Source organism: Bacteroides sp. LFL-34, assembly GCF_027257075.1.
GTDB classification, from domain to species: domain Bacteria; phylum Bacteroidota; class Bacteroidia; order Bacteroidales; family Bacteroidaceae; genus Bacteroides; species Bacteroides ovatus.
The window spans coordinates 37,317-64,038 of the sequence record NZ_JAPQKZ010000019.1 but is presented as its reverse complement, the minus strand read 5'-3'; the positions used below and the strand labels follow the sequence as shown (position 1 = coordinate 64,038).

Below are 26,722 nucleotides of genomic sequence, written 5' to 3'. Positions count from 1 at the left end.
TTCTTATGGTTTTTATAACGGTGAATTAAAATGCTACATTAAGACCGAACGTAAACGTTCTCGGACGCGGATAGGTGAAGAATTGGCGGTTAGCCCCCCATTTGTTGTCACCTAAACGAGATGAGTTATCCGGATCGTATCCGTTATAGTCCTTAGAAGTAATCAGGAACGCGTTATTCACATTCGCATACAAACGCAATGAAGACAGACCGATCTTCTTAATCAGTGTTGGATTGAAGGTATATCCGAGCTGAATCATGTTACAACGCAAATAAGAACCATTGCAAACCCAGTCATCATCTGCCTGGTTATTAGCTCCCTGACCAAAGTTATTCAGACGAATTGCCTGTTCTTTACCCGACGGATTGAGAGTTGGATGCCATGCTTCCTTATAAAGACGGTCTATACCGTTAGTCAGGAAACGGGCTACAGTAGAGTGATAATATTCTTGCATCACGTCTACCCCCCATGTAAACTGGAAGTCTAAAGTCAAATCGAAACCTTTATAATTGAAGGTATTGATAAATGAGCCCATCCAGTCAGGCAATCCGTTACCAATAATTTCGCGTTTCTTATAAGTTACCTTTTCACCGATAGTGGAAGGTATGTTCATTGTCTCCGGATCCCAGTTAGACGGAATACCATCGTAAATACCGGCGCGCTTATAACCATAGAAAGAAGAAAGCTCTTCACCTTCACGGATCAACATATCGTAACCCACAAAACCATCGGTTGTAATCTGACGCTTACCGGTGACAGGATCAACAGATGCACTTTCATCCAGTTTCTCTACACGGTTTTTGTTGAAACCTAAATTAAGAGTGGAAGTCCACTGGAAATCATGTGTCTGAATAGGATATGCTGTAACCAGAATATCTACACCACGATTGGAAACGGCTCCAATATTATCCATAATGGAAGAGTAGCCTGTTGATTCAGGAACCGGACGGTCGAGCAACAAATCTGAAGTATATTTATAATAATAGGAAATATCGAAATTCAGTCTGTTATTGAATAAACCCAACTCGAATCCTAAGTCCCACTGTCCAGTCTTTTCCCATTTCAAGTCAGGATTAGGCATATTGTCCAGATAAGATACAACGTGCAAAGCATCACCAATAATCGTATTTGACTGGCTTACCGTGGCCAATGACTTATAAGTACCAATTTCCGAGTTACCTGTCACACCGTAAGAAGTATGCAATTTTAATTTGCTAATCAATGAGTTGTCTTTCAAGAAGTCTTCATTAGAAATCATCCAGCCCAAACCTACTGACGGAAAAAATGCATATTTATTGTTCTGTCCGAATTTGGAAGAGCCATCATAACGACCGGTTACGGTAGCCATATACTTGTTGTCATAAGAATACGCCAGACGCAAGAAATAAGAGTTCATTGCCCACTTGTCGTAATCACTGCCAACAGAAGGACGGTTCGTTCCGGAACCTAAATTATAATATCCGTAGAAGTCATCAATATACTTACTGTCGGAAGCTTCGAATTTGGTATAATTATACTCTTGCCAAGACATACCCGCCATTGCATTAATGTGATGTTTGTTTATATCTTTCACATAAGTCAAATAGGTTTCTTCCTGCCAATACAAAGAGTTGGAGTTATTTGCAGAAGCTGCTCCCTCGGAACTTTGATTAATCATCGGACGCGGAGTGAACGGCGTATAGTTAGCATCACGATTATTGTGGTAGTCGATACCGAACTGGGTCTTCAAATCCAATCCTTTCATGAGATGGAAAGTCAAAGCAGCATTACCAAAAATCTGCGTACGATATTGCATAGCCTGCATCCGTTCGAGCAACTCAACGGGATTACCTACACCTTCCGGGCTGAATCCTTGTTTTCCGCTATTAGGATCAGTCTGATTATTGAGAATAGAGCTTGTATTAATAATGTTCGTCTGCGTATATTCACCATCCAGCTTAACCGGTAAGAAAGGCAACTGTTCGATCATTGTACGCAATGCGCCTTGTCCGTAAGGGTTATCAGAAGTTCTATTACCCCAAGTATGATTTACTAATAAATTAACGGAAGTAGACAGCCAATCAGTCGGTTTGTCATCATACGCCAATTTTGCATTGATACGTTTAAAGTAAGAATTCAACAAAATACCCTGTTGATCGGTATAATTGATGAATGCTCCGATAGAAGATCCTTCTCCTGTACGTTGGATACTGATCTGATGGTTATGAGAGATGGCAGTGCGGGATGCTTCATCCTGCCAGTTGGTATTATATTTCGGAGAACCGTCTGCATTGAACAAACGTTCGTCTGTGAATATCTGTGACAGATCAGTTGTGAAGTTCTTGCCTTGAAATTCGTTGGCATTTTCCAATCCCTGCTTGAAGGTAGACATCCATTCGTTAGCATCCATTACATCTATTTTTCTAGCCATCTTACCGATAGACAATGAACCATCATAGGAAACATGGACTCCTTTTCCTGCATTACCGCGCTTGGTAGTCACCATGATAACACCATTTGCACCACGGGCACCATAGATGGCAGCAGAGGAAGCATCTTTCAATACTTCGATAGATTCGATATCATTCGGATTAAGCAATTCGAAGTTTGACATCACCACTCCATCGACTACGTACAGCGGTGATGCTGATGCGTTGATAGTAGAAATACCACGAATGATGACACGTGATTCTCCACCCGGCTGACCGGTATTAGAGAAGATATTCACACCGGCCACTTTACCTTTCAATCCGTCAAGCGCATTGAATGATTGTGCTTTCAGCATGTCTTTACCTTTGGCTGTGGAAATGGAACCTGTCAAGTCTGATTTGCGCATGGTACCATAACCAACAACGACTACTTCGTCCAGTGCTTTCGTATCCGATTGCAGAACTACGTTCAGAACATTACTCTTTAATTCCGAGACTTTAAATTCTTGTGTGATATAACCAATATACGAAAACACCAAGGTGGCATTGGAAGGAACAGAGAGAGTGTATTTACCGTTAATGTCAGTGATTGTTCCTGTACTACCGTTTTTAACTTTCACCGTACCACTGATAACCGCCTCTCCCTGATCATCGGTTACCGTACCGGAGATTGATTTTACAGATTGAGCATTCATGCCCAAACTCAACATCATACCTATTACAAATAAGGTAAGATACTTTAGTTTTTCATTCATAATTCCTTTAAATTTGATTAGTAATAAGGTTAATTCCCTTTAAAAAGATTGTTGCAAATAAAGGTTATTCGAATAAAACTCCAATGCTCTACCTTGCCAAAAAAACGGCAAAATAAAGACACATCTTTAAAGCACAGAAGGGCAAATTAGAGCACAGGTTAATACCCTAAAAATCAATACAATAAAATTAACAGAAGGGATTTAGAGCACAAGGTTGTGACAAACAAATAAATAATAATGTTTCCCAACCAATCACCTATACGAAAGAATTTAGCCTGACAATCAGCATACCTTTCGCTGTTCCCGATAATCTTTCGGTGTCATCCCGAACCGACGGGTAAATTCTTTATAAAAATAAGACCGGCTGGAAATACCGACCTCCATAATAACATCTTGAATAGAAAGTTCTTCATCAAGTAACAAGCGGGCTGCCTTTTCCATACGGTAACTCTTTATTAAATCACCGGGAGCAGTATTGGAGATTTCCTTGAATTTACGATAGAACTGACGGGAACTCATTGCCATACGATCAGCGATCAACGTTGAGCCCAGTTCTTCCTTGTCCAGGTTTTCTTCAATCACCTTTAACAATTTACGAATAAAATCAGCTTGTTCGGTAGTTGTACAGACAATCTGTCCCGCCAAATCTCCCAGTTCCTCCATATATATCTGCTTCGCTTCCCGCTTTCCATAAATAGCATTATGGACAACTTCCCGCAAGAATAATATATCATAAGGAAGTACAATATAAGAATCAGACCACAAGATCAGTTCCCGCTGAATGGCCGAACCAACTTTCCAGGTTAACAATGGAATAAAAGCTGTCTTTGAAAGCAGAGTACGATTTCGGCTAACATACTCCATAAAAGTACTTTCAGCATTGGCATACATTGTCATATCCACTAATAATAGAGCCGGAGCCGACCGACGAATTTCGTCAAAAGCAAGCTGCACACTCTTTACCTGATGAACCACATATTCATCAGCCAGGAAATTACTAATCAACCAAGTCATTTCATCTCTGTCTTCCAACAAAAGCACAGTTTTTTTCCCTTGTTCACCTGCCACTGTCAAGACCGCCGGTTCAAAGATAATCGTCAACCGACTACCACTCTCATCATCATAACGAAGAACGGCATGAATACGTTCCAAAGCCGACCGTACAAAACCTAAAAGTAAATGCACAGCAAACACATGATCGGAATCTTTCTCCGTCACTGAAGAAGCTTTATCTGAAAGATATTCATACAACGCTTTCGCAGTAGCATCTTTAGAAGAAAAATGTAGCTGCATCTTACCATCCTGTTCTGACATTTCTACTATTACGCCATGAGTACCTTTCATTTCAGTAATCCGGAGATAGCAGCAATAAAGAATACTGTATAATGCATTCTTGTAAACTGGAAATGTTAAGTGTTCCGGAATCATTGACGATATAGAAGAATGATCAATCCCTTGTTCTTCCAACGTACGTAACACCTCTTGAGAAACTCCCTGTATACTCATACGTGCAGAAACAATAAACCGATCCGGAAAGAATTGTTTAAGTTCTTCCAAAAACAGAGCGTCAGGATTAAGAAGTGCGTTCATCACAGTTTCGCGTATCAGTGACACTTTCTCAAGACATTGCTCATAAGAAAGATTCTCTGCACGCAATTGGTCACAATAATTATAAATAAGAGTAAAATCTTCAAGCATCCTACGGTTTGTATATACAGTCTCGGATTTCCGGCAACTTTCTGTCCCCATCAGTGTTTTCATCATCCGTTCCTGAAGGTAGTTTTTACGTAGTAAATATATCACATACCCTAACAGCAACAAGAAAATGATCAAATAAACCAAATAAGCCGCCACCGATCGATACCAGGGAGAAAGGATATATACCGGAATAGAAAAATGCCGATATTCCGTATCAAATACATCCCTCTTATAGCGTACCTTAAAGATATAATCACCTGCCGGCACTCCTGTATATGAGGCTTCATTAATACTACTAAAAGAGGTCCAATCCTTATCATATCCTTCCAACTGGTAAGAATATTCTATATCTTCTCCTGATAAAAAATCCGGAACAACAAAAGAAAGTGCAAATGAAACCTCCGTCCCCTTCAACTGTAATGCCTTACCATCGTCTGTATAGTAATCTCCATCCCCCTGAACCACTTGCGTATGTCCAACAGTCAACTTACGTAACAAAATATCCGGATAAAATTCCGGAGCAGCCTGCACCTCTTTATCCAAATAAAGCAACCCGTCAATCCCACCGAAAAAAAGCTCCTGTGTATATGGACACATGTAATAAGCATCATCACTAAACTCACCGATTTGAACACCTGCACTGTAAAAGTAGGCATGTGATGAGCCATTTATCGGATTATATTTAATCAGCCCCCGATTCGTACCAAGCCATAAGAGTCCGTTCTCATCTTCAAGTACACCATGAATCATATCATTGAGCAAACCTTGCTCCCGTCCGATATAGGTAGCTTTCATCTGTTTGCCATTAGAATTCAAACATACCAATCCTGATGTTGTCCCTACATATAACAACCCTTCTTTGGTCCGATACAGGCTGAGCACATCGTCTACCGACTTATGAAGCATTTCTTTCAAAGAAATCACTTTATATTCTTCAGTCCGCTTATCAAACCGTACGAGTCCTTTCTCCCGACTGCCAAGCCACAAAATAGAATCCCCTTCGGGCAACATTGGATAGAACATCGTAATTTCTCGCTGACCGTGAAAAAAATGATAACTTTTCTGCGACTTGAAACGAATGGTACCTGCCTGCTTCTCAAGTATTAATTTATGAAAACCGGAACCGGCTGTCACCACATAAAGTACACTATCATTTTCCTCATAAATGCCATGTATCTCGGTGGGTTGTGCCGGCAGATTCTCCACAGAATGCAAAGCTTTGTCTTCAAAAGAATAGTAAAATAGTCCCGGATCTCCAGATCCTATCCAAAAGCCATCCATATAACGGCTTTGAACCAATTTATAAACAGGAAATTCTTTATTCCATCGTATATAAGACACAACATTTTGCTTTCCTTCAGGAGAGTAAACTGTAACGGCAGAAGCCTCCTCATTCTCACGATAATCCGGTATATGCAGCAGTCCATCACCTTTCGTCCCGAACCATAGTCCACCACTATCGTCTGTCATAACAGAACGTACCTGCCTGCTTAAGTTAGATGACAGTTGATTGAGCATCAAATTGGTGGCAATAGAATATTTCTTAGCATACATAATCGTTCCTTGTCCGTCCGAAGCAACCCATAAGACATTCTGATGAGGATCTCGATAAATACTATATATACGTACATTCCGGTCGACCACTTCTTCTTTATATTTTTGTGAAGTACGGAGACGGACTAACCCATTCGTTCGAAAACCAATAATAATATCTTCATAGAAAAGGGCTATTCCTGCAATAGTTCCATTCTTCTGCACTAATGAAGAAAGGTTACGAATATAAATTTTAGATTGTCGGGAAATATCATAAACATAAAGATCATGCTCACTATCGATAAAACAAAGAACGCCATTCTGATAAAAGACATCTTCAATAGGTTTCGCATGAAAATCAGTAGATGAAACAGTTGAATGAATTGATAATGTGTCACAATCAAAAGCATCCTGCGAAACCTGTAACAGCTCCCCTGTTTGTTGAGTGAAAATCCACAAAACACCATCATCCGTTACGAATGCCCGTTTATCCATATCTTCTACGGGTACTTTCAGATTCTTAATCTGTACAAATCGTTTATAAGATGTATTATAGTAGAAAATTCCACCATGACTCACCACCCATGTGTTTCCTTTAGAATTGGAATGTAGATAATAATCATCTGTAAAGTCATAATATCCGACAACTTGCCGCGAATCCTGTGAAAGACGATTGATACCCAAATGTGTAGAAATCCACAAACAATTATTATCTGCCTGCTGAATAGAATGGATTACATTATTACTCAAAGCTTTGGGGGCTGAAAAATCAGAACGAAAAACTTCCATGTTTCGGCCATCATAACAATTGACACCATCGTATGTACCAAACCACATCAACCCTGTATTGTCTTGAAAAAGACAAAGCACAGCACTATTGGATAATCCTTGCTGATAATCTACTTTCCGGAAGATATATGAATCTTTACCGCCATCTGCTTGACAGACCAATGAATAAATCAATAAAACAAAAGACAAAATCAAGCGTATTTTCATTGTGTTAATCATTAATATCATCTATTAAATATCAGGCAATCGCTTATATGTTCTGTTTCGTAGTGCGAAAGAAAATAGCCATTAATAATCGATGTCTTTAATTCTCTTTACACAAAGATACGTTTTTATACGGAAAATGCAACTCTATTTTATCAAGTACCTCTATTTTTCAGCAACTACTTCACTACTAATTCGCACAATCCAAGGATTCCGCCTCTTTCATTCTTGCCAATTCCCATCCGCGAAACAGCCAATCTTTGCCTCCGTCTCACCACCCCACACCGGAAAAAAATCCTGCCAATTAAAATTATCTGATACAAGAATCCATCGGCTGTTTGAACAACGAACACTGAACCATAATCTACTTTTGAAAAGAAATAAGTATCATTATCAGCTACGGCAGCCAACGATCCCATCATTATAAATAATGCAATCAGTTTTATTTTCATGTCGTACGTTTATCAATAAGCTGTTCAAAACCTGTTAGGTCTCTTGCTGATACTGTTACGGACATTAGCAACATTACTGGCAACACTTGTACTGTTTGTATGTTTTTCAATTTATTAGTTCCTTCCTAGTCTCAACAGAAGTGTATACACAAAAGAAGCGCGAGACCGCTAAACTTATATCCAAGTGCAGGTTCTGAACTACCTCTGTGTTGGATACAAGCAAAAACAGCTCACGCCCTTGACTGTATATCAGTACCTAGATGCAACATACAAACCAAAGGAAGAACGTTTTGTTTATTTCCTCAACACAGCTCGAATTGTCCAGATTCGCACTTGAGAAAAAGCACTAAACGCTTCCTTAATAATAAAGACGCCTCAAAGAACAGTACAAATATACTACAATTTTCCCTCAATTGTGCTTTTCATATATCAATTCTGTATAATTAAGCCATGTGTTTATCATTGATATAAGACCTATAAAGTTTTGTATATCAATTGATATTCTTGTGGCGTATCTATTCTAACGAAGTAGAGAAGTAAGCTATATAGATTAGTTTCCTCTCAATACTGCTTACTTCTCATGTAATCTATTAATAGAAAAGTTGCTCTTGATTAAGTCCAAACTTTCTTTTTATTAACAGTAAAGTTGCTTTTCATCCCTTCCAATCTATAAATGCAAGCTTCATTTATAAAAACAAAGGTTCCGTTTTTAAAAACAAAACTTGCATTTATAAAAATGAAGCTTGCATTTTAAGTTTGTAAATAACAAAAGAGAAGTTTACTATTGGACGAAAGGAAGTTTAGACTTAATCAAAAGAAACTTTATTGTTAATACTCAAGGAGAAGAGTAACTATCATTATTCAGTGGATATCATCCTAATAAAAAGTCTCGTATATCAATGAGACAACTTATTCAGTTATCTTTATGATATACGAGACTCAAATGTTATAAATAAAATCCTATTTTACAGGATATTATTTTGCTAATTCATTAATCACATCCATTATCTTCTGACCGATTTCCTCGGCAGCTTCCATAGTAGAAGCTTCACTATACACACGGATGATCGGTTCTGTATTACTCTTGCGCAAATGCACCCATTTGTCGGCAAAGTCTATTTTCACACCGTCGATATCGTTGATTTCTTCGTTCTTATAGATTTCCTTCACTTTGGCAAGGATAGCATCTACATCGATTTCCGGAGTCAAGTCTACACGGTTTTTAGCAATGAAGTAAGGAGGATAAGTAGCACGGAGCTCGCTAACCTTTTTTCCTTCGTGAGCCAGATGGCTAAGGAATAATGCGATGCCTACCAATGCATCACGTCCGTAGTGACTAGCAGGATAAATTACTCCACCATTTCCCTCACCGCCGATAACGGCATTGGTTGCTTTCATCTTCGTTACAACATTTACTTCGCCTACGGCAGAAGCGCTGTATTCCATTCCATACTTGCGAGTTACATCACGCAAAGCACGAGTAGAGCTCAAATTAGAAACAGTGTTACCGGGGGTATGTTTCAGTACATAGTCGGCAACAGTAACCAGTGTATATTCTTCACCGTACATTACGCCATTCTCGCAGATCATTGCCAGACGGTCAACATCGGGGTCTACAACAAAAGCTACATCGGCCTTTCCACCTTTCATTAAGTTCATGATGTCACCGAGGTTCTTTTCAAGCGGTTCGGGGTTGTGTTGGAAATTGCCGGTAGGTTCACAGTAGAGTTTTTCTACATGTTTCACACCCAAACGTTCAAGAAGTTCAGGGAGAATGATACCGCCTACAGAGTTCACACAGTCAATCGCTACACGGAAATTGGCTTTCTTGATAGCTTCTACATCTACCAGGTCGAGAGCCAATACACTGTCGATATGTTTCTGATTATAAGTCAGGTCTTTGCGGTAAGATCCCAGATGGTCGACATCGGCATAGTCAAATTCTTCAGCTTCAGCAATACGAAGTACTTCGTTGCCTTCGGCTGCATTCAGAAATTCACCATGTTCATTCAGCAATTTCAGTGCGTTCCACTGTTTCGGGTTATGAGAAGCTGTCAGGATAATACCGCCACAGGCGCCTTCCATTGTTACAGCAAGTTCTGTGGTCGGGGTAGAAGCAAGATCAATGTCTACTACATCCCAGCCCATTCCCATCAATGTGCCGACTACTACGTTTTTTACCATTTCACCGGAAATGCGGGCATCACGTCCCACAACAATCTTATTACTCTTTGCCTTGCAGGTTCTACGAATCAAAGTAGCATAAGCCGAGGTGAATTTTACAATGTCAAGCGGGTTCAGTCCTTCTCCCGCTCCTCCGCCGATAGTTCCGCGGATTCCAGAGATAGATTTGATTAGAGTCATAGGTTCTTTAGTTAAAGATTTGATTTATCTAATGTTAGTGCTTTAGCTTTTTGCTTTCTCGAACTTCCGGATATCATAGAAATAAGGATTGACATATTGTTGTGCAGTTGTATGTCCCATCTTAGAAGGCACAATCAGGCGTACATGCGCATTATTACGCAAATAAGGTAAGGCAATCAGCCATCCGGATGGAATTGCAGTTCCATAACCTTTACTATTCCATAATAAATCGTAATCCAAACTACCGGATAAAACGATTCCATAAACAGTAGACGTGTTTTGCACATAACGGAATGTTAATGGAAACTTATAATAATCAGGAACATCCATCCATCTTTCCAAAGGAACATTGAAACATGTAGTATCTCCTGTCATCATATCCTGTTCTACATAGCGGGTACAAATGACATTATTGTTAGCAAAAGTATCTACCTCATTAATAACTTCAACTCCATTCTTATCCTCTTTTCCTCCACGATCTACGATCTGCATATATACGCCATTGGAGAAAGCAACGTATTCGTCATATCCATTCCCCGCTTCTTTAGAAGCTGTAATCGTATCCCGTTCAAACTCTTCCAATGAAATGACACGAATATCATTATCTTTGATGAACTTATTCACCGCATTTTTCTCGTCTTCCAGCATTTCTGCATAAGTCTTCGAATTGTCGCATGCCTGGAACAGACTTCCGGCGGTTAACAAAGAGAGAAATAAAAATACAAGTTTTTTCATTATCTGTTATTTAGCTATATTCCGCACAAATGTATCTCAAAATCATTAAAAGTTGAAAGGGGGAAGTTGAAAGTTCGTATCTTTTAACCTTTCCATATTCACTTTTAACCTTCCATCTTTAGCTTTTCGCTGTTAGTAAAGGTTTATATTTCTCAAGCGCCTTTTCAAAGACCGCTTTTGCCTCTTCCATCGTTCCGAAAAATTCACCGCCTGAAGCATTCAAGTGACCTCCTCCATGGAAGAATTCGGCAGCTAACTGATTGCATGGGAAGGTTCCTACTGAACGAAGGGATATTTTAATCATCGGTTTCTCGGTATCTTCCCTCAAAAAGCAAGAGAAACAGACATTTTTAATGGAAAGAGGAATATTAACAAAGCCTTCGCTATCGCCTTTTATATAGTTGAATTTACTTTGCTCTGCTTTTGTCAGGGTGATTAAAGCCGAATTATAATCCGAATACACAGTCATGTTCGATAATACATATCCCATCAAACGTAAACGGCTCTCCGAATAGGTGTTGTACACCTTACGATAAATATCATCTTTATCGATTCCTTTAGAAAGGAGTTCGCTAATGATAAAATAAATCTCCCGGTTGTTCGAGTTATAGGTGAACCCACCGGTATCTGTCATCATCCCTGTGTAGATACATTCTGCGCCTTCCTTAGAGATATCACTGAAATATCCCATACGGCAGATGAGACGGAATATCAGTTCGGAAGTAGAAGATATTTTGGGATAGGACATTACTATCTTACAGAAATCTTCGGGATATAAATGATGATCGATCATTATTTTACGTGCCGGAGAAGCGGCCACAGCATCTGCCATATCGTCGATACGCTTCAGTGCATTGAAATCGAGGCAACAGATGACGTCTGCTTCGGCGATCAATTTATCTGCAAAGTCTTTGTAACGGTCATACAACAGGATATCCTTACTGCCCGGCATCCACCGCAGAAAATCGGGAAAAGCATTCGGCACAATTACGTTTACTGTTTTCTCTTGTGAATCTAAAAAATGATATAATCCCAATGAAGAACCGATAGCATCGCCGTCAGGAGAAACATGAGATACAATTACTATTTTGTCAGCTCGTTCAAACCATTTGGTAAAATGGTCTATTTTGGCTTGTTCAATTACTTTCGTCAACATACTCTTATACTTTATCAAGGTGCAAATGTACGATAAATCTTTGTACTTAGAGCAAAAAGCGGACAGAACCTTCGTCGGATAGCGAGATAAACCGCAGACCGGATTGCTTGCATTCGCTTTCAAGGAGGTGTCTGCGGTATTCCGAGAGAGATGCGTCCAATATGACGTAAGAGAAAGAAAAGATTCGGGTGAGCTCTTCCAGATGTCCGTCATATCCTTTGCATAAGTAAAGATACTGAATATATAACGGAGAAACGGTGGTTTTGTTCCGCCAATGGTTATCATTTATTACACAAATATGACAGCCATGATAGGATATAATCTGCTGCTGACGATTAAGTACCATATACCGGCAATCGCCAGTTATTTCTTTGGGAGGCAGAAGGTGATGATGCTTCCAATAGTTAGCAGCCATGCGTTTCAGACGTTTTTCATTGGGGATAGTATCTACATAGTTTATCCAGGAACGTCCATCGCTCTCAATGCAATGTACTGCAGGGCAACCGCGCACGTTATAGAAGACCAGACTTGTCCGGGGACGATCTAGCCAATATAATGTTGCATGATAAGTCCCTAGTAATAAGATAGTAAAAAGACAAATCAATAAATTCCGGTATCGACGGTTCATGAAATAATAGGTTAACAAAAAGCCAACGATATAGATACCCAATATTTCTGACTGATAAAGCCAGATTCCATCTATAGAAGCGTAAGGAAGCTGTTCCACCCATCGGACGAAGAAATTAAGTCCTTCCAATAGTTTCTTAACACCTTCGGCCACTACGATCTGAAGCCACGAAAGAGGAGTCAGAAGAAGCATAATGACAGCAGCATACAGGATAATCGTAATGAAAGGAATAACAACCAAGTTCGTCAATAGAAAATGTACAGAAAACCGGGAGAAATAAAACATGACAAGCGGAGCTGTTCCTATTTGTGCAGCAACAGACACACTTATCAGTCCCCAAATATATTTTCCTATTCTACCTTTCACCGTAATCAGGTGATAGATTGGCTTTTGAATCAATAGGATGGAAGCAACAGCAAGGAAAGAGAGCTGGAAACCAACATCAAACAACCATGCCGGATTGCAGAATAACATCAACCATGCAGCTGCCGCCAATGTATTTAAAGATAGCGGTTGGCGACCAACCATATCTGCCATTGCTAAAATCGAAAACATACTGACCGAGCGTACTACCGAAGGAGAAAGTCCTGTGAAAAAGGCAAAAGCCCATAATAGGATAAGAAGAAGAACAGAACGTATAACTCTACCTATATTTCCTCTTCGGGCAATAGGTTTCAGTATGAAAAAAAGCAATGTATATAAAAGCCCGATATGCAAACCGGATAGAGCTAGAATATGACTTGCACCGGCCACCGAATAACTTTCACGAACCGAATCACTTAATTCCGTTTTGTCTCCTATGGTCAGTGCTGAAAGTACAGCCAGTTCATCGCCGGAAAACCCTAGTTTCTGATAAAGTGAAATCATCTTTCTTCGGCAAGAGCTGGCTATACTTTTGAGATCAAGGTTATTCATTCCGTCCTGTTTTGTCCATTTCCCGGATGCAACATATCCTGTTCCACTGATTCCTTTCCGCATCAGGAAGCGGGCATAATCAAATTCATCAAAGTTGCGATTGTTGAGAGGGGGAGAAATACGGGCAGAAATCAGCAGTTCATCTCCACTTTTCAACCGGGTGACGGCCGAATCTTGCTGTAGATAAAGGATTGCAGTACGTTCTATCGGATATGTGCCGGCAGTATCACGACGTTCCTTTAATAATGTCTGGCAGAGGTAGGTATGTTCTTTCGCTTGAGGTGCATCCGTTATTAAAACCCGATACACTGTTTCTTCTTCCGGAAAAGAGTAGACAGCGTGTTGTAATTGCCAAGTTATTCCAAGCCATCCTCCTATAAAACAAAGGATAGAGACTGCTAATCCAAAACACCATCGCAAAGAATGGCGTTTCAGGAAATAAAGCACAAATAATAAAGCAATACAAAGTCCAAGGGCTAGAATACTCCAAAAAAGTTCCCATGAACGGTCAAAAAAATGATCTCCACAAAAAACGCCTGTTATCCAAGGGATAATCAGGCGTATATAGGGATATCGATGGATGTAAAAAGTACTCAACTGATGAGTTACAGTTCGTGCAACTGACTAATCATCGCTTCCGGATCGGGTGCCGCAAAGACAGCATTTCCAGCCACCAGCGCATCGGCTCCCGCCTCAACCAAGCGGGCACCTGTTTCCAGATTCACCCCACCGTCTACTTCAATGAGCGCTTTCGAACCTGTCCGTTCAATCAGGGCACGCAGCTCACGAACTTTTTCTACTGAATGTTCGATAAACTTCTGTCCGCCAAATCCCGGATTCACGCTCATGATAAGCACCATATATACATCCCGGATAATATCTTGTAAAAGAGCTACAGGAGTGGCTGGATTGATAGTTACAGCAGGCTGCATCCCAGCTTCTCTGATTTGTTGAATCACCCGATGCAGATGCGGGCAAGCTTCATAATGTACATTCATCGTATGAGCGCCCAACGCTTTTACCTCCGGAATAAACTTTTCCGGATTCACAATCATCAAATGCACATCCAGCGGTTTCTGGCTTAACTTCGCCACATATTTCAGTACCGGAAAGCCAAATGAAATGTTCGGAACAAATACTCCGTCCATAATATCAATATGTACCCACTCCGCTTCACTGCGGTTTACCATTTCAATGTCCTTTGCCAAATATCCAAAATCGGCAGAAAGAATGGAAGGAGCGATAATCGGTTTCATAATTCTTTTATTTTAGGTTCTAGCCGTCTCTTATTCGGGACGTTTTATTCTATTTATAATCTAATGGCTTGCTCATTTTATTCTGCTCATCCGATTAATTACTTCATCAGACAACCATCTTCCAGGTGATATCCACGAAGCAATTCATCTATTTTCAGACGTTTTTTACCGGGAAGCTGTAAAGAAAGAATAGATACAAATCCATCCGGTACAGCTACTTTCATGAATTTTTTTCCATCGGTCACAATTGTTCCTGTAGCTAATTGATGTGATTCATAAATCTTCTCGCTTTCAAATATCTTCACGACCACTGCTGCTCCTTCTTCAGAAGTAATCAGTTCACTCCAGGCAGCAGGATAAGGTGATAATCCACGGATAAAATCATATATCTTCTTCACCGGCTGATTCCAGTCAATCCGACAGGTTTCTTTAAAGATCTTCGGAGCAGGACGAAGTTCACCGACAACCGCCATTTCTTCTTGAGGAATCGGTTTTACCGTTCCATTCAATATAGCGTCTACCGTTTCAAGAACCAGTTTTCCTCCCAGTACCATCAACTTATCATGTACCACTTCCACATTATCCGTATCTGCAATAGGTACATGTACTTGCTGAATGACTTCTCCGGTGTCTATCTCGTGTTTCAAAAAGAAAGTAGTAATTCCTGTTTCCGTATCACCATTGATAACCGCCCAATTAATGGGCGCAGCTCCACGGTATTGAGGAAGCAAAGAAGCATGAAGATTGAACGTACCCAGTCGTGGCATATTCCATACCACTTCCGGCAACATACGAAAAGCAACTACAATCTGCAAGTCCGCCTTCCATTCACGCAATGCTTCTACAAAAACCTCATCTTTTAACCTTTCCGGTTGAAGTAACGGTAAATTTTGTTCAAGCGCATATTGCTTTACAGGAGAATACTGAATCTTATGTCCGCGTCCGGCAGGCTTATCGGGCATTGTAATCACACCCACTACATTATAACCGCCTTCTACTAATTGACGCAGGGCCTCTACCGCAAAATCGGGAGTCCCCATATATACTATTCTTAAATCTTCTTTTTTCATAATCGTCTTATAATCTGCATAGCAACCTGTTATCTGCATAACCCCGGCTCCGGCATCTTGCCGATTGTCGGTTAGTCTTCAGAGAAATGTACCAAAACTTGCCGGTATGAATTAAATATCTTCGATTTAGAAACAAATCCCTGATATCGCCCTTCTTCATCCACTACCGGAAGATTCCAGGCTTTCGTATCATCAAACGTCTGCATCACCTGCTCCATTCCATCCGTATCGAATATCTTGGCAGGGGCAGATGTCATTAATTTATTAACAGTGAAACGGTGATAAAGTTCTTGCCGGAACATAATGTTACGAATGTCGTCAAGAAGTACAATACCTAACAATTCACCTGTTTTTTTATCTGTCACCGGGAAGACATTTCGATGGGAAGCAGCAATTGCTTTCACTAATTCGCCCAAATCCATTTCCGGATGTACGACAACGAAATCTTTCTCCACCACATTCTCCATCTTCATCAACGTCAACACAGCTTTATCCTTATGGTGTGTAAGCAACTGTCCCTTCTTAGCTAAACGCATCGAATAGATACTATGAGGTTCGAAAGCTATAATGGTCAGATATGAACTTACAGATACAATCATCAACGGAAGAAATAAATCATATCCCCCTGTCAATTCAGCGATCAGGAACACTCCTGTCAACGGAGCATGCATAACGCCACTCATCACTCCCGCCATCCCCATCAATGCAAAATTCTTTTCCGGCAAATAAGCGGAGAAAGCAAAGTCATTGCTAAAATGAGAAAAGACAAACCCGGCGATACATCCCAGATAAAGCGAAGGTGCAAAGATACCACCACAACCACCGCCACCATTCGTTGCACTGGAAGCAAAGACCTTCAGCAGAATAATCAGCATCAGATAAACCAGCAGCAAATTGCCATAACCATAAAACATAGAATTGTTCATGACCGTATCCCACTCTGCCGCAGACGTTCCATTCAGCAAAAGATTAATGGTATCATATCCTTCACCATAAAGAGGCGGGAAAAGGAAGATCAATATACTCAACATCACACCACCGAAAGCCAGTTTCTTATAAGGGTTGTTGAGTTTACCAAAGACACCTTCCACCGAATTCATGGCACGCGTAAAGTACAATGAAATCAGTCCGCAAAAAATTCCCAGTAAAATAACGAAAGGAATACGTTCCAGTTCGAATGCCTGATCTAAATGAAACTTAAACATAGCCTCCGTACCGGTGATTATATATGAAACGGTTGCCGCTGTCACGGCAGAAATCAGCAGGGGAAGTAAAGAGGACATGGTCAAGTCGATCATCAAGACTTCCAATGTAAATACCAATCCCGCAATCGGAGCTTTAAAAATGCCGGCAATCGCACCTGCCGCGCCACAGCCGACGAGCAACATCAGCGTGCGGTGCTCCATCTTGAATACACTCCCTAAATTGGAACCGATTGCCGAACCTGTCAGTACAATCGGCGCCTCTGCTCCAACCGATCCACCAAACCCGATGGTGATCGCACTGGCAATGGTAGAGGACCAGATATTATGTCGCTTGATACGTCCCTGTCTACGGGAAATAGCATATAGAATTTTGGTGACTCCATGACTGATGTCATCCTTAACAATGTTACGAACAAACCAACCTGCAAGAAAAATCCCGACTACCGGATATACCAAATACAGGTAGTTAGCTTCCGTTGCATTAAAATTATCAGTTAGGAAATTCTGTATCTGATGGATAAAGAATTTCAATATTAATGCGGCAAACGCTGTGAAAATTCCGACCAGGAAACTTAATATCAGAATAAATTGCTTCTCCTTTATATTCGCTTCCCGCCATTTGATGCAACGCTGTAATAAACTAAGTTTTTCTCCCTTCATTTATTCGCGAATTATCTTTATCACTCCACCTTTTTCCAACTTAATAATACTTGAGGGTCTCGGCCGGCTCATATCGTCCTGGCGAAAGCCAACGATATAATCTACCGCCGATTTGATTTCATCACTGATTTCGCTAAAATTAGCCGCACCCGGCTGCCCGCTGACATTAGCCGAAGTAGAAACGATTGCTTTACGGAACTGCTGACAGAGTCGTCTGGAAAAATCTTCATTCGTCACCCGAATCCCTACACTACCATCCTCGGCCAGCAAATTCGATGCTAAGTTACGTGCTCCGGAATAAATAATCGTCAACGGCTTGTCGGCAACTTCAATCAAATCCCATGCAACATCAGGCACATCCTGTACATAAAAATCTACTTTAACCGGAGAGTCTACCAAGACCAGCATAGCCTTGCTGTCAGCGCGCTTCTTAATCTCATACACGCGGCGTACAGCCTCTTCATTAGTCGCATCACAGCCTATACCCCATACGGTATCGGTGGGATAAAGGATCACTCCTCCTTCATTCATCACCTGACAGGCTTTTTTAATATCTTCTATCATTTCTTGATTAATTTCCGTTAAGAACAAGATGCAAAAATAACACTTTTATTCCATTTAGTGAAATCTAGCCCGACGTTTTTAAATTCCCCTTTCAAATCAGCTATTCGCACACAAGACAAGAGTTTAACTATCGAACAATGATATAGGTTGATACCACAAGCCATACAAAAAGAAAGAACGATGTAATCCATTGTGAGAATCTACATCGTTCTATAAAAAACAGATCATTCAATAAGTCATACTAAATACTGTCAGTTTTTCCAACTGTTATCCAGGTTCGGATTTAAAATCACGTCTTCATAAGGATAAGGAACATACATCTTACTGTCATCCCAAGTTCCTGTGACTGCTACAGCTTCTTTCCTGAAAACATCGTGCGCCACCTCAATAGGCTCATTTAGCTTACGGGATTCAAAATGATCCTTATAACGGTACATTCTAAACATATCCCTGGCTCTGCTGGCGATTCCTCCCCAATAGTATCCCGCCATTTCCCAGCCATGTTCATCGTAAGCCGCTTCCGCCAGTTTATCAGGAGACATATCCGTCGTATATTTATCAGTATCTTCACCATCTGCCCTGTTGCGTACCTCGTTTAGAACTTTGACCGCCTGATCATTGATCTCTCCCGCACGCCCTGTCGCTTCGGCATACCAGCAATATACTTGCGAAAGACGTAACAACTGGAATGTTTTCTCACCCGACGCATTGACTACGGTAGGATTTGTATAATCAAATTCTGTTCCACGCACCGCTCCTTCTGCAGTTTTCATAAAGACGGGGGCGACTACTTCACGAGAAGCAGGATCGGTATCATACCACCAATCATATAGTTTCCCGTCGCTAAACATGATTTTAGGGAAATACGTAGCATCTTTACGAGGGCCTTCAGGAAAGTTCTTCCAAAATTTGATTTCCCCATTCGTATCTCCCCAACCGGCCTGTTTCATATCCTGAAGGAAATCAGTTAAAGGAGCGGCCTGCCCCATCGCATCCCTGTTATAGTAGATACCTAACAGCAGCTCCGTATTCTTATTATTGTACTCCCACGAATATACCTGACTATATTCCGGTAGCAGTTTATAATAATAAGTGCCATTATCTGCACCGTCTATCACTTCTTTGGCTTTAGCGGCAGCCAGTTTATAATATTCAACTCCTTTATTAAGCGGCCACCCCGCCATACACATATAAACATAAGCCATTGTTGCTTTCACAGCTCCTTCACTTACGGCAATATTCATTCCGTTTCTGGCATAAGGTTCTTTTGTATACATTGCGGGACAACCGGTTTCGGCTATTTTCAGGTCAGACAGGATCAGTTCGTACACTTCTTCCTCTGTCTTTAAGGGAGCATTATAATCTATTTCTTCTTTCAGCATAATGGGAACTCGTCCCCAAGTCGTCACCAGATAAAAATAAGAGTAGGCTCTCCAATAATGCGCCTGTGCAATAGCCACCTTAATATCCTCTTTCGACACCTCCGGCGTACGCTCCGCATTATTAATGATAAAATTAGCGGCCTTGATAACTTTGAAACGCTGTTCCCACATACTGGACAACCACGAGTTATTGTCTTTCACATCAAACTGATCATGCTCACGGAGAGGCTGCTTATTACTTGAAGGATGAGTGGAAATATCGTCTCCCACCAAGAAGTTCGTACCACAAAGGTTATTACTAGCCTGTGAACTTGCTATCACGGAATAGAGAGCCGTCAGTGAAGCATCCAAATCTTCCTTGTTGCTGAAATAGGTATCCGAAGGCAATTGTCCTTTCGGATCTTCTTCCAGGAAATCACTACACGAAGTCCAACACAAAGCTGCCAGAAGAGCAGGCAAAACTTTCATTATAAAGGTATATGTTATTTTCATACGGTTATTGTCTTAATAGGTGGTTTAAAATCTGATTTTAGCACCGAAAGTAATCGTCCGCGGAATCGGATAAGCGCCATAGTCCAGTCCGTCATAACTGGTATACACTTCGGGATCCATTCCTTTATAGCGGGTGATCGTAAAGAGATCCTGTGCGCTGACAGACAATTGTACACTTGCAAACTTTAATACACGGCGAGGAATGCGGTACGAGAGACTGATATTCTTCAACTTAATAAAAGAAGCATCTTCAAGCCAAAAATCTGAATTGGCATAACTCTTGTTATCGGTGTTAGTGAGACTCGGATAAAGGGCGTCAGCTTTGTTAGCAACATGATCCCAGCCTTTGAAGTAGGCATCGCGCAAGGTAATAAAACGAGAGACTCCAGTCATGGATGCCGCCATAAAACGACTGATATTCAGCCGGTCATATCCTGTGGCAGCATTGAAAAAGACATTCAGCGTCCAGTTTTTCCAAGTAACAGTGTTATTCCAACCTACTGTCCATTTGGGACTTGCCTGTCCTTTCACGACCAGATCATCGGAAGTCGGATTCGTTGTCAGACTACCATCTGCTTTCTGATAAAGATTGGCGCCTTTATCATCGAATCCTTTCCACTGATAAACATAGAAAGATCCCATAGGATAACCGGGCTTCATAATCTGCAGAGGACCTCCCAAATCGCTATAGTTAGCAGTGAGTACAAAGTCATCTCCTGCGAGGTCTGCTACTTCATTCTTCACATAAGAAGCATTCAGACTGGTTTCCCATGTCACAGCCCCCTTTACAGGGAAAGTGGTAAGGGATAATTCGACTCCGGTATTGTTCAGTTTTCCTTGATTCACCCAATAAGTACCACCTCCGTTATATTTAGGCACCTGTTTCTGAAAAAGCAGATCTTTCGTTTGTTTCTTGAACCAGTCCACTGTAATATTAAAGCCTCCGATACTCATATCCAATCCCAAATCATATTGGTAAGTTTTTTCCCAGGTAATGCCGGGTGTAGCAAACTGATATCCCCAATATCCCGTAGAGGAAGTGGAAGTTCCCCAGCCGTAAGATGCCCCCGACAACATACCTAATGTGCTGTAAGCAGCAATATCCTGATTTCCGGTGACACCAAAGCTGGCACGCAGCTTCAGCTGATCGAGCACGTGCTGGTTGCTCATGAAAGATTCTTGTGCAATATCCCAAGCCACAGCTGCGGAAGGGAAATATCCCCATTTGTTGTCTCCCTGAAATTTAGAAGAACCGTCAGCTCTTAATGCAGCAGTAATAAAATATCGTTTCTTATAATCGTAATTAGCACGCACGATGCCGGAAGCCAAAGAAAATTCCGTATATGAATTGCTCGCATCTCTGATAGCAGCATTGCCAAGATTCCAGTACCCAACACTTTCATTGTTCAGATTGGAACCGGTTCCCTTTAGTTGTGAGTCCCACGAACGACTTATTTCCCATACACCCATGGCAGTGAAGCTATGATCTCCGAATTGCTTTTGCCAGGTCAGATTGTTAGTATTCTGCCAATAGTTATGCAATGCGTTGGTATTGCTTGCGCTATTGATAGCACCCGGTGAATCCAGTTTCGACCGGAAAGAATAAGAAGGACTATTATCGTAGTCATAACCTCCCTGAACGGAAAGCGTCAGTCCTTTCATGATCTTAAACAGCAATGTCAGGTTGGCGTTTAAATTATAGCTATAGCTATCGCTATTGTTCACTATCATTTCACCGTAAGGGCTGGAACCGATCATATTATACGGGTCTGTATTGTACACGCCGGTTTCGGGATCTTTCAGCTCCATGGTAGGCGAAAAGTTAGTGACATGCAACCAGTTCGCCCCACCTTCATTGTGTTTGTGAAGACTGGATGCGTTTAATTTTGCAGAGATTGTCAACCAGGGTTTCACTTCCGAGTCGATGTTTGCCCGAATTCCATAGCGTTTATAATCGGACATGATCGTGATGGCTTCCTGATCAAGCACATTTCCCGAAATAAGGTATTTCACTTTTTCATTTCCTCCGGATATGGCAAGCCGATAATCCTGAGTGATACCTGTACGAGTCAGAAGATCAGTCCAGTTGATTCCTTTCGTTCCATTTTTATAAGCCTCAAGGTCTTCGGCAGAGATAGTGGACGATCCGCGAATATCATTCAGTGCAGTTGCATATTCATAGGCGTTCAGCAGGTCATACTGTTTTCTGACAGTCGAAAGCCCGATCGATGCATCGAATGTTACCTGTGCTTTTCCCTCACTACCCTGTTTGGTGGTTATCAGGATAACGCCATTCGAACCACGGGAACCGTAAATGGCAGTGGAGGAAGCGTCTTTCAATATTTCCATCGACTGGATATCAGAAGGGTTAATACCGTCCAAGCCACTGGAAGAGATGATACCGTCAATCACATATAAAGGATCACTGCTTTTATTAATAGAGGTAGTTCCACGAACGCGCACCTTCATACTTGCTCCGGGCATACCACTCGTAGCAGTGACTTCTACACCGGGAGTACGACCCTGGAGTATATTTTCAACCCGTTGTACTGGTTGATTTTTGTATTGTCTGTTGGATACACCGGACACAGCACCCGTAAGGTCACTCTTTTTGACGGTTCCGTATCCTACCACTACCACTTCATCCAATAACTGATTGTCTTCTTTCAACACAACACGAAGAAGAGATCTCTTTCTGACTTTCACTTCCTGCGTATGATAGCCGATGTAAGAGATCACTAAAATCGCTCCTTCCGGAGCTTCGAGAGTAAACCTACCATCCATATCACTGGTAGTTCCGGTGTCTTCACCTTTGATAATGACGGAAGCACCAATGATTGTCTCTCCCTGTTCGTCGTTAATCACTCCTTTGATTGTCTTTCCAGCATCCCCGTCGGTATTAGTATCGCTGTTTGTCGTAACTTCATTGTTATTTTCCGGGGCTTCCTGTGTTTCTGTCTTCTGTTTTTCAAGAGGAGGAGCAACCTGCGCGAATAATCCGAAAGGCAGAAACAGCATTAAAAGAATGCATAATAGCCATTTGTTTTTCATTATTACTTCCATTATTGTTCTAAAATTAGAATAGTTATTAGGATAGATTACCATCAATATTGGGCAATTTATGTGCCAAAAGCATAACAAAAGACTGATACAACGAGACTTATCAAGTTTAACAAAAGAGATTATATCACTAATTTTCAAATACATAAACAATTTGCAATAAAGAAAAAAAGCATTAATAACCAGATTAAGTTTCAAGCACGATCCTGTGCAAAAATTCCACAGAAATGTGGACATATTCCACAAGATAATAAGTTAAGAATAATCCGTATTTAAAAGTTCCTTTCCATCCTTCTGATTGTTTCCACATATCAGAAGTCAGAATAAACGTTCCAAAACTCCAGTTTAAACGATTATTAACTAATTTCTCCCCCGTCTCCGAGAACAGAATCATCAGAAATATCTATCTTTGCCCCAATTTCAAGCAAGAAAGCAAAAGTGCTATTTTTGTGTCGAATTTAAAACGTTTAAGAGAAAACAATGGAAGAAATCGTATTTCATCACACATTACCTATCCAATTGCGATTCAATGATGTAGACAAATTTGGTCACGTCAACAACACAGTTTACTTCTCCTTTTACGACTTGGGAAAGACTGAATACTTCGGTTCGGTATGTCCGGGAGTAGATTGGGAAAAGATTGGCATTGTCGTTGTTCATATTGAAGCGAATTTCGTTAAGCAAATTTTCGCATCGGACCACATCGCTGTACAAACCGCCGTCTCTAAGATAGGTACCAAAAGCTTTCATCTGGTTCAACAAGTCATTGACACGAAAACCAATGAGGTGAAATGTGTTTGCAAGTCCATCATGGTTACTTTCAATCTTGAAAGACATGAGTCCATGCCACTAACCAAGGAATGGATAGAAGCGATCTGCAAGTATGAAGGACGGGATTTGCAAAAAGCATAGATTGATTCCCCCCCACCGATGAAGACACCCTCCGGCACCAATGAAAGCATCGAGCGGTACCGGGGAACAAATCTCCCACGAATAAGAAACAAAACAAGCAAAACCAATTCCTTAGAAAAAGTTTTATCCTGATTCATGTCCGCTATATAACAGAAATTGCCTATTTTTGCACCTTATTATTAAGGCATAAAATATCTAGTACAGAAAATGATAGCTGACAAAAGTATAAATTTAGATACCCTTCATAAAGTATTGTTTGATAATGAGAAGCTGGAACTCTCTGAAGAATGTATTCGAAAAGTAGAGGAAAGCTTCGATTTTCTGCAATCCTTTTCCAGCGATAAGATTATTTATGGTATCAATACGGGGTTCGGCCCAATGGCACAATACAGAATAGAAGATCAGTCATTGATCGACCTTCAGTATAATATCATCCGAAGCCATTCCACCGGTGCCGGCAAACCGCTTCCCGAACTTTATGTAAAAGCAGCTATGATTGCCCGTTTGTACACTTTTCTACAAGGGAAGTCAGGAGTGCATCTGGAACTGGTTTCTCTCCTCTGTGAATTTATCAACCGCGGAATTTATCCGTTCATACCCGAACACGGAAGTGTAGGTGCCAGCGGCGATCTCGTACAACTGGCCCATATCGCCCTGACGTTAATAGGGGAAGGGGAAGTTTTTTATCAGGGTAAATTGTGTAACGCAGCTACGGTGCTTCAGGAAAACGGCCTGAAACCTTTTTCCATGCGTATTCGTGAAGGTTTATCCGTTACAAACGGTACTTCTGTAATGACAGGCATCGGTATTGTCAATCTGATTTATGCAAAAAAACTACTCCGTTGGTCGGTGGCTGCCTCTGTAATGATGAATGAGATTGCCGCCTCTTATGATGATTTTATGGCACAGTCATTAAACGAGGCCAAGCATCATAAAGGTCAACAAGAGATAGCTGCTATGATGAGAGAATGGGTGGCAGGCAGTAAATGCGTGCTTCAAAGAGAGAACGAGCTATACAACCAGGTGCATAAAGAGAAAATCTTCGAACACAAAGTACAGCCCTATTATTCCTTGCGATGTGTTCCGCAAATACTCGGTCCTATTTACGATGAACTGGAGAATGCGGAAGAAGTATTAATAAACGAAATAAATTCCGCCTGTGACAATCCGATTGTCGATCCGGATACACAAAATATTTATCATGGCGGCAACTTCCACGGAGATTACATTTCTTTCGAAATGGACAAGTTGAAAATTGCCGTGACCAAGCTGACTATGCTTTGCGAAAGACAGATTAACTATCTGTTCCACGACCGTATCAATGGCATCCTGCCTCCGTTTGTAAATTTGGGAGTGCTTGGATTGAACTATGGTTTACAGGCTTCACAATTCACTGCAACCTCCACCACAGCGGAATGTCAGACATTATCAAATCCGATGTATGTACACAGTATCCCCAACAACAATGATAATCAGGATATTGTCAGCATGGGAACCAACTCGGCTCTATTAGCAAAAACAGTCATTGAGAATTCTTATCAGGTGATGGCTATCCAGTTTATGGGAATGGCACAAGCTATCGACTACCTGAAAATACAGGATCGCCTAAGTTCCAAAAGCAGGCAGGTTTATGAAGAAATACGCAGTTTCTTCCCTGTATTTACCAATGACACACCTAAATATAAAGAGATAGAAATGATGATAGACTATCTCAAAAAAGAAGATAAATAAAATGAAATATGCATTAGTAACCGGAGGAAGCCGAGGTATCGGCCGTGCTGTCAGTTGTAAACTGGCGGAAATGGGCTACTTTATACTGATAAATTATCAGAATAATGACGCAGAAGCGGAGAAAACGTTGCAGTTAGTACAGGAAAAAGGAAGTAATGGCGAGTTGATGAAGTTCGATGTGACCGACCCTGCCGCTATCACCCTTGCTTTGGGCAACTGGGCTTCCCAACACCCTGACGAATATATCGAGGTACTGATAAACAATGCAGGTATCCGCAAAGACAACCTGATGCTCTGGATGACAGGAGAAGAATGGAGCAAAGTGCTCGATATCAGCCTGAACGGATTCTTCAACGTGACACAGCCTTTATTGAAGAATATGCTGGTCAAACGTTATGGACGTATCGTAAATATCGTGTCATTGTCGGGCATTCAGGGAATGCCCGGCCAAGCCAATTACTCCGCAGCCAAAGGTGGCGTAATAGCTGCTACCAAAGCACTGGCACAGGAAGTTGCCAAGAAGAAAGTAACAGTCAATGCAGTAGCTCCGGGATTCATCCGTACGGATATGACGGAAGGAATTGATGAGAACGAATGGAAGAAACATATTCCCGCGGGACGTTTCGGCACTCCGGAAGAGGTTGCCGACCTGGTCGGTTTCCTGGCATCTCCAGCCTCATCCTACATCACAGGAGAAGTGATTTCCATCAACGGAGGACTATATACTTAAAATAAAAGCATAGAATAGACAAA

The 26,722-nt window shown here is 41.1% G+C and carries 16 protein-coding genes; 3 read left to right on the top strand and 13 right to left on the bottom strand.

Annotated features, from left to right (window positions below; translation table 11 throughout):
- Positions 1–25 precede the first annotated feature (25 nt).
- The 13 genes from N5O98_RS13010 to N5O98_RS12950 form a co-directional block, all read right to left on the bottom strand.
- Positions 26–3,163, bottom strand: a complete 3,138-nt coding sequence (locus N5O98_RS13010) for a SusC/RagA family TonB-linked outer membrane protein (RefSeq protein WP_008641991.1) — start codon at positions 3,161–3,163, stop codon at positions 26–28.
- A gap of 282 nt (positions 3,164–3,445) precedes the next feature.
- Complete coding sequence (locus N5O98_RS13005) at positions 3,446–7,402, bottom strand: helix-turn-helix domain-containing protein (protein WP_022200052.1); 3,957 nt, start codon at positions 7,400–7,402, stop codon at positions 3,446–3,448.
- Between the two features lie 164 nt (positions 7,403–7,566).
- Positions 7,567–7,839 carry a hypothetical protein gene (locus N5O98_RS13000; RefSeq protein ID WP_004305439.1) on the bottom strand — a complete coding sequence of 91 codons (273 nt, stop codon included), beginning with the start codon at positions 7,837–7,839 and terminating at the stop codon, positions 7,567–7,569.
- 975 nt (positions 7,840–8,814) lie between these two features.
- Positions 8,815–10,203, bottom strand: a complete 1,389-nt coding sequence (gene glmM / locus N5O98_RS12995; protein ID WP_004305440.1) for a phosphoglucosamine mutase — start codon at positions 10,201–10,203, stop codon at positions 8,815–8,817.
- Between the two features lie 42 nt (positions 10,204–10,245).
- Positions 10,246–10,938, bottom strand: a complete 693-nt coding sequence (locus N5O98_RS12990; protein WP_004305441.1) for a DUF4827 domain-containing protein — start codon at positions 10,936–10,938, stop codon at positions 10,246–10,248.
- 118 nt (positions 10,939–11,056) lie between these two features.
- The gene (locus N5O98_RS12985) at positions 11,057–12,094 is read right to left on the bottom strand and encodes a DHH family phosphoesterase (protein WP_004311034.1); all 1,038 of its coding nucleotides are present in this window, start codon (positions 12,092–12,094) and stop codon (positions 11,057–11,059) included.
- Positions 12,095–12,140: 46 nt separating this feature from the next.
- Complete coding sequence (locus tag N5O98_RS12980; protein WP_022200051.1) at positions 12,141–14,234, bottom strand: ComEC/Rec2 family competence protein; 2,094 nt, start codon at positions 14,232–14,234, stop codon at positions 12,141–12,143.
- A gap of 8 nt (positions 14,235–14,242) precedes the next feature.
- Positions 14,243–14,893, bottom strand: coding sequence for a ribulose-phosphate 3-epimerase (gene rpe / locus N5O98_RS12975; protein ID WP_004311036.1), 651 nt, complete (start codon positions 14,891–14,893; stop codon positions 14,243–14,245).
- 98 nt (positions 14,894–14,991) lie between these two features.
- On the bottom strand, positions 14,992–15,963 hold the full coding sequence (gene fmt, locus N5O98_RS12970) for a methionyl-tRNA formyltransferase (protein WP_008776731.1): 972 nt from the start codon (positions 15,961–15,963) through the stop codon (positions 14,992–14,994).
- Positions 15,964–16,034: 71 nt separating this feature from the next.
- Positions 16,035–17,828, bottom strand: a complete 1,794-nt coding sequence (locus N5O98_RS12965) for a chloride channel protein (protein WP_004297305.1) — start codon at positions 17,826–17,828, stop codon at positions 16,035–16,037.
- A complete protein-coding gene (locus N5O98_RS12960; protein ID WP_004297304.1) occupies positions 17,829–18,392 on the bottom strand; it encodes an L-threonylcarbamoyladenylate synthase in 564 nt (187 codons plus the stop codon).
- Between the two features lie 251 nt (positions 18,393–18,643).
- Positions 18,644–20,266, bottom strand: a complete 1,623-nt coding sequence (locus N5O98_RS12955) for a RagB/SusD family nutrient uptake outer membrane protein (protein ID WP_004305446.1) — start codon at positions 20,264–20,266, stop codon at positions 18,644–18,646.
- A 24-nt stretch (positions 20,267–20,290) separates the two neighbouring features.
- Positions 20,291–23,317 (bottom strand): SusC/RagA family TonB-linked outer membrane protein, encoded by a 3,027-nt coding sequence (locus tag N5O98_RS12950; protein WP_022200050.1) that lies wholly within the window; start codon positions 23,315–23,317, stop codon positions 20,291–20,293.
- A gap of 489 nt (positions 23,318–23,806) precedes the next feature.
- Between N5O98_RS12950 and N5O98_RS12945 the strand changes: the two genes are divergently transcribed.
- The 3 genes from N5O98_RS12945 (at position 23,807) to fabG (ending at position 26,699) form a co-directional block, all read left to right on the top strand.
- Positions 23,807–24,238, top strand: a complete 432-nt coding sequence (locus N5O98_RS12945) for an acyl-CoA thioesterase (RefSeq protein ID WP_004297299.1) — start codon at positions 23,807–23,809, stop codon at positions 24,236–24,238.
- A gap of 207 nt (positions 24,239–24,445) precedes the next feature.
- Positions 24,446–25,969: an HAL/PAL/TAL family ammonia-lyase gene (locus N5O98_RS12940; RefSeq protein ID WP_004305448.1), complete on the top strand. Its 1,524-nt coding sequence runs from the start codon at positions 24,446–24,448 to the stop codon at positions 25,967–25,969.
- 1 nt (position 25,970) lies between these two features.
- Positions 25,971–26,699, top strand: a complete 729-nt coding sequence (gene fabG / locus N5O98_RS12935; RefSeq protein ID WP_004297297.1) for a 3-oxoacyl-ACP reductase FabG — start codon at positions 25,971–25,973, stop codon at positions 26,697–26,699.
- Positions 26,700–26,722: the final 23 nt, after the last annotated feature.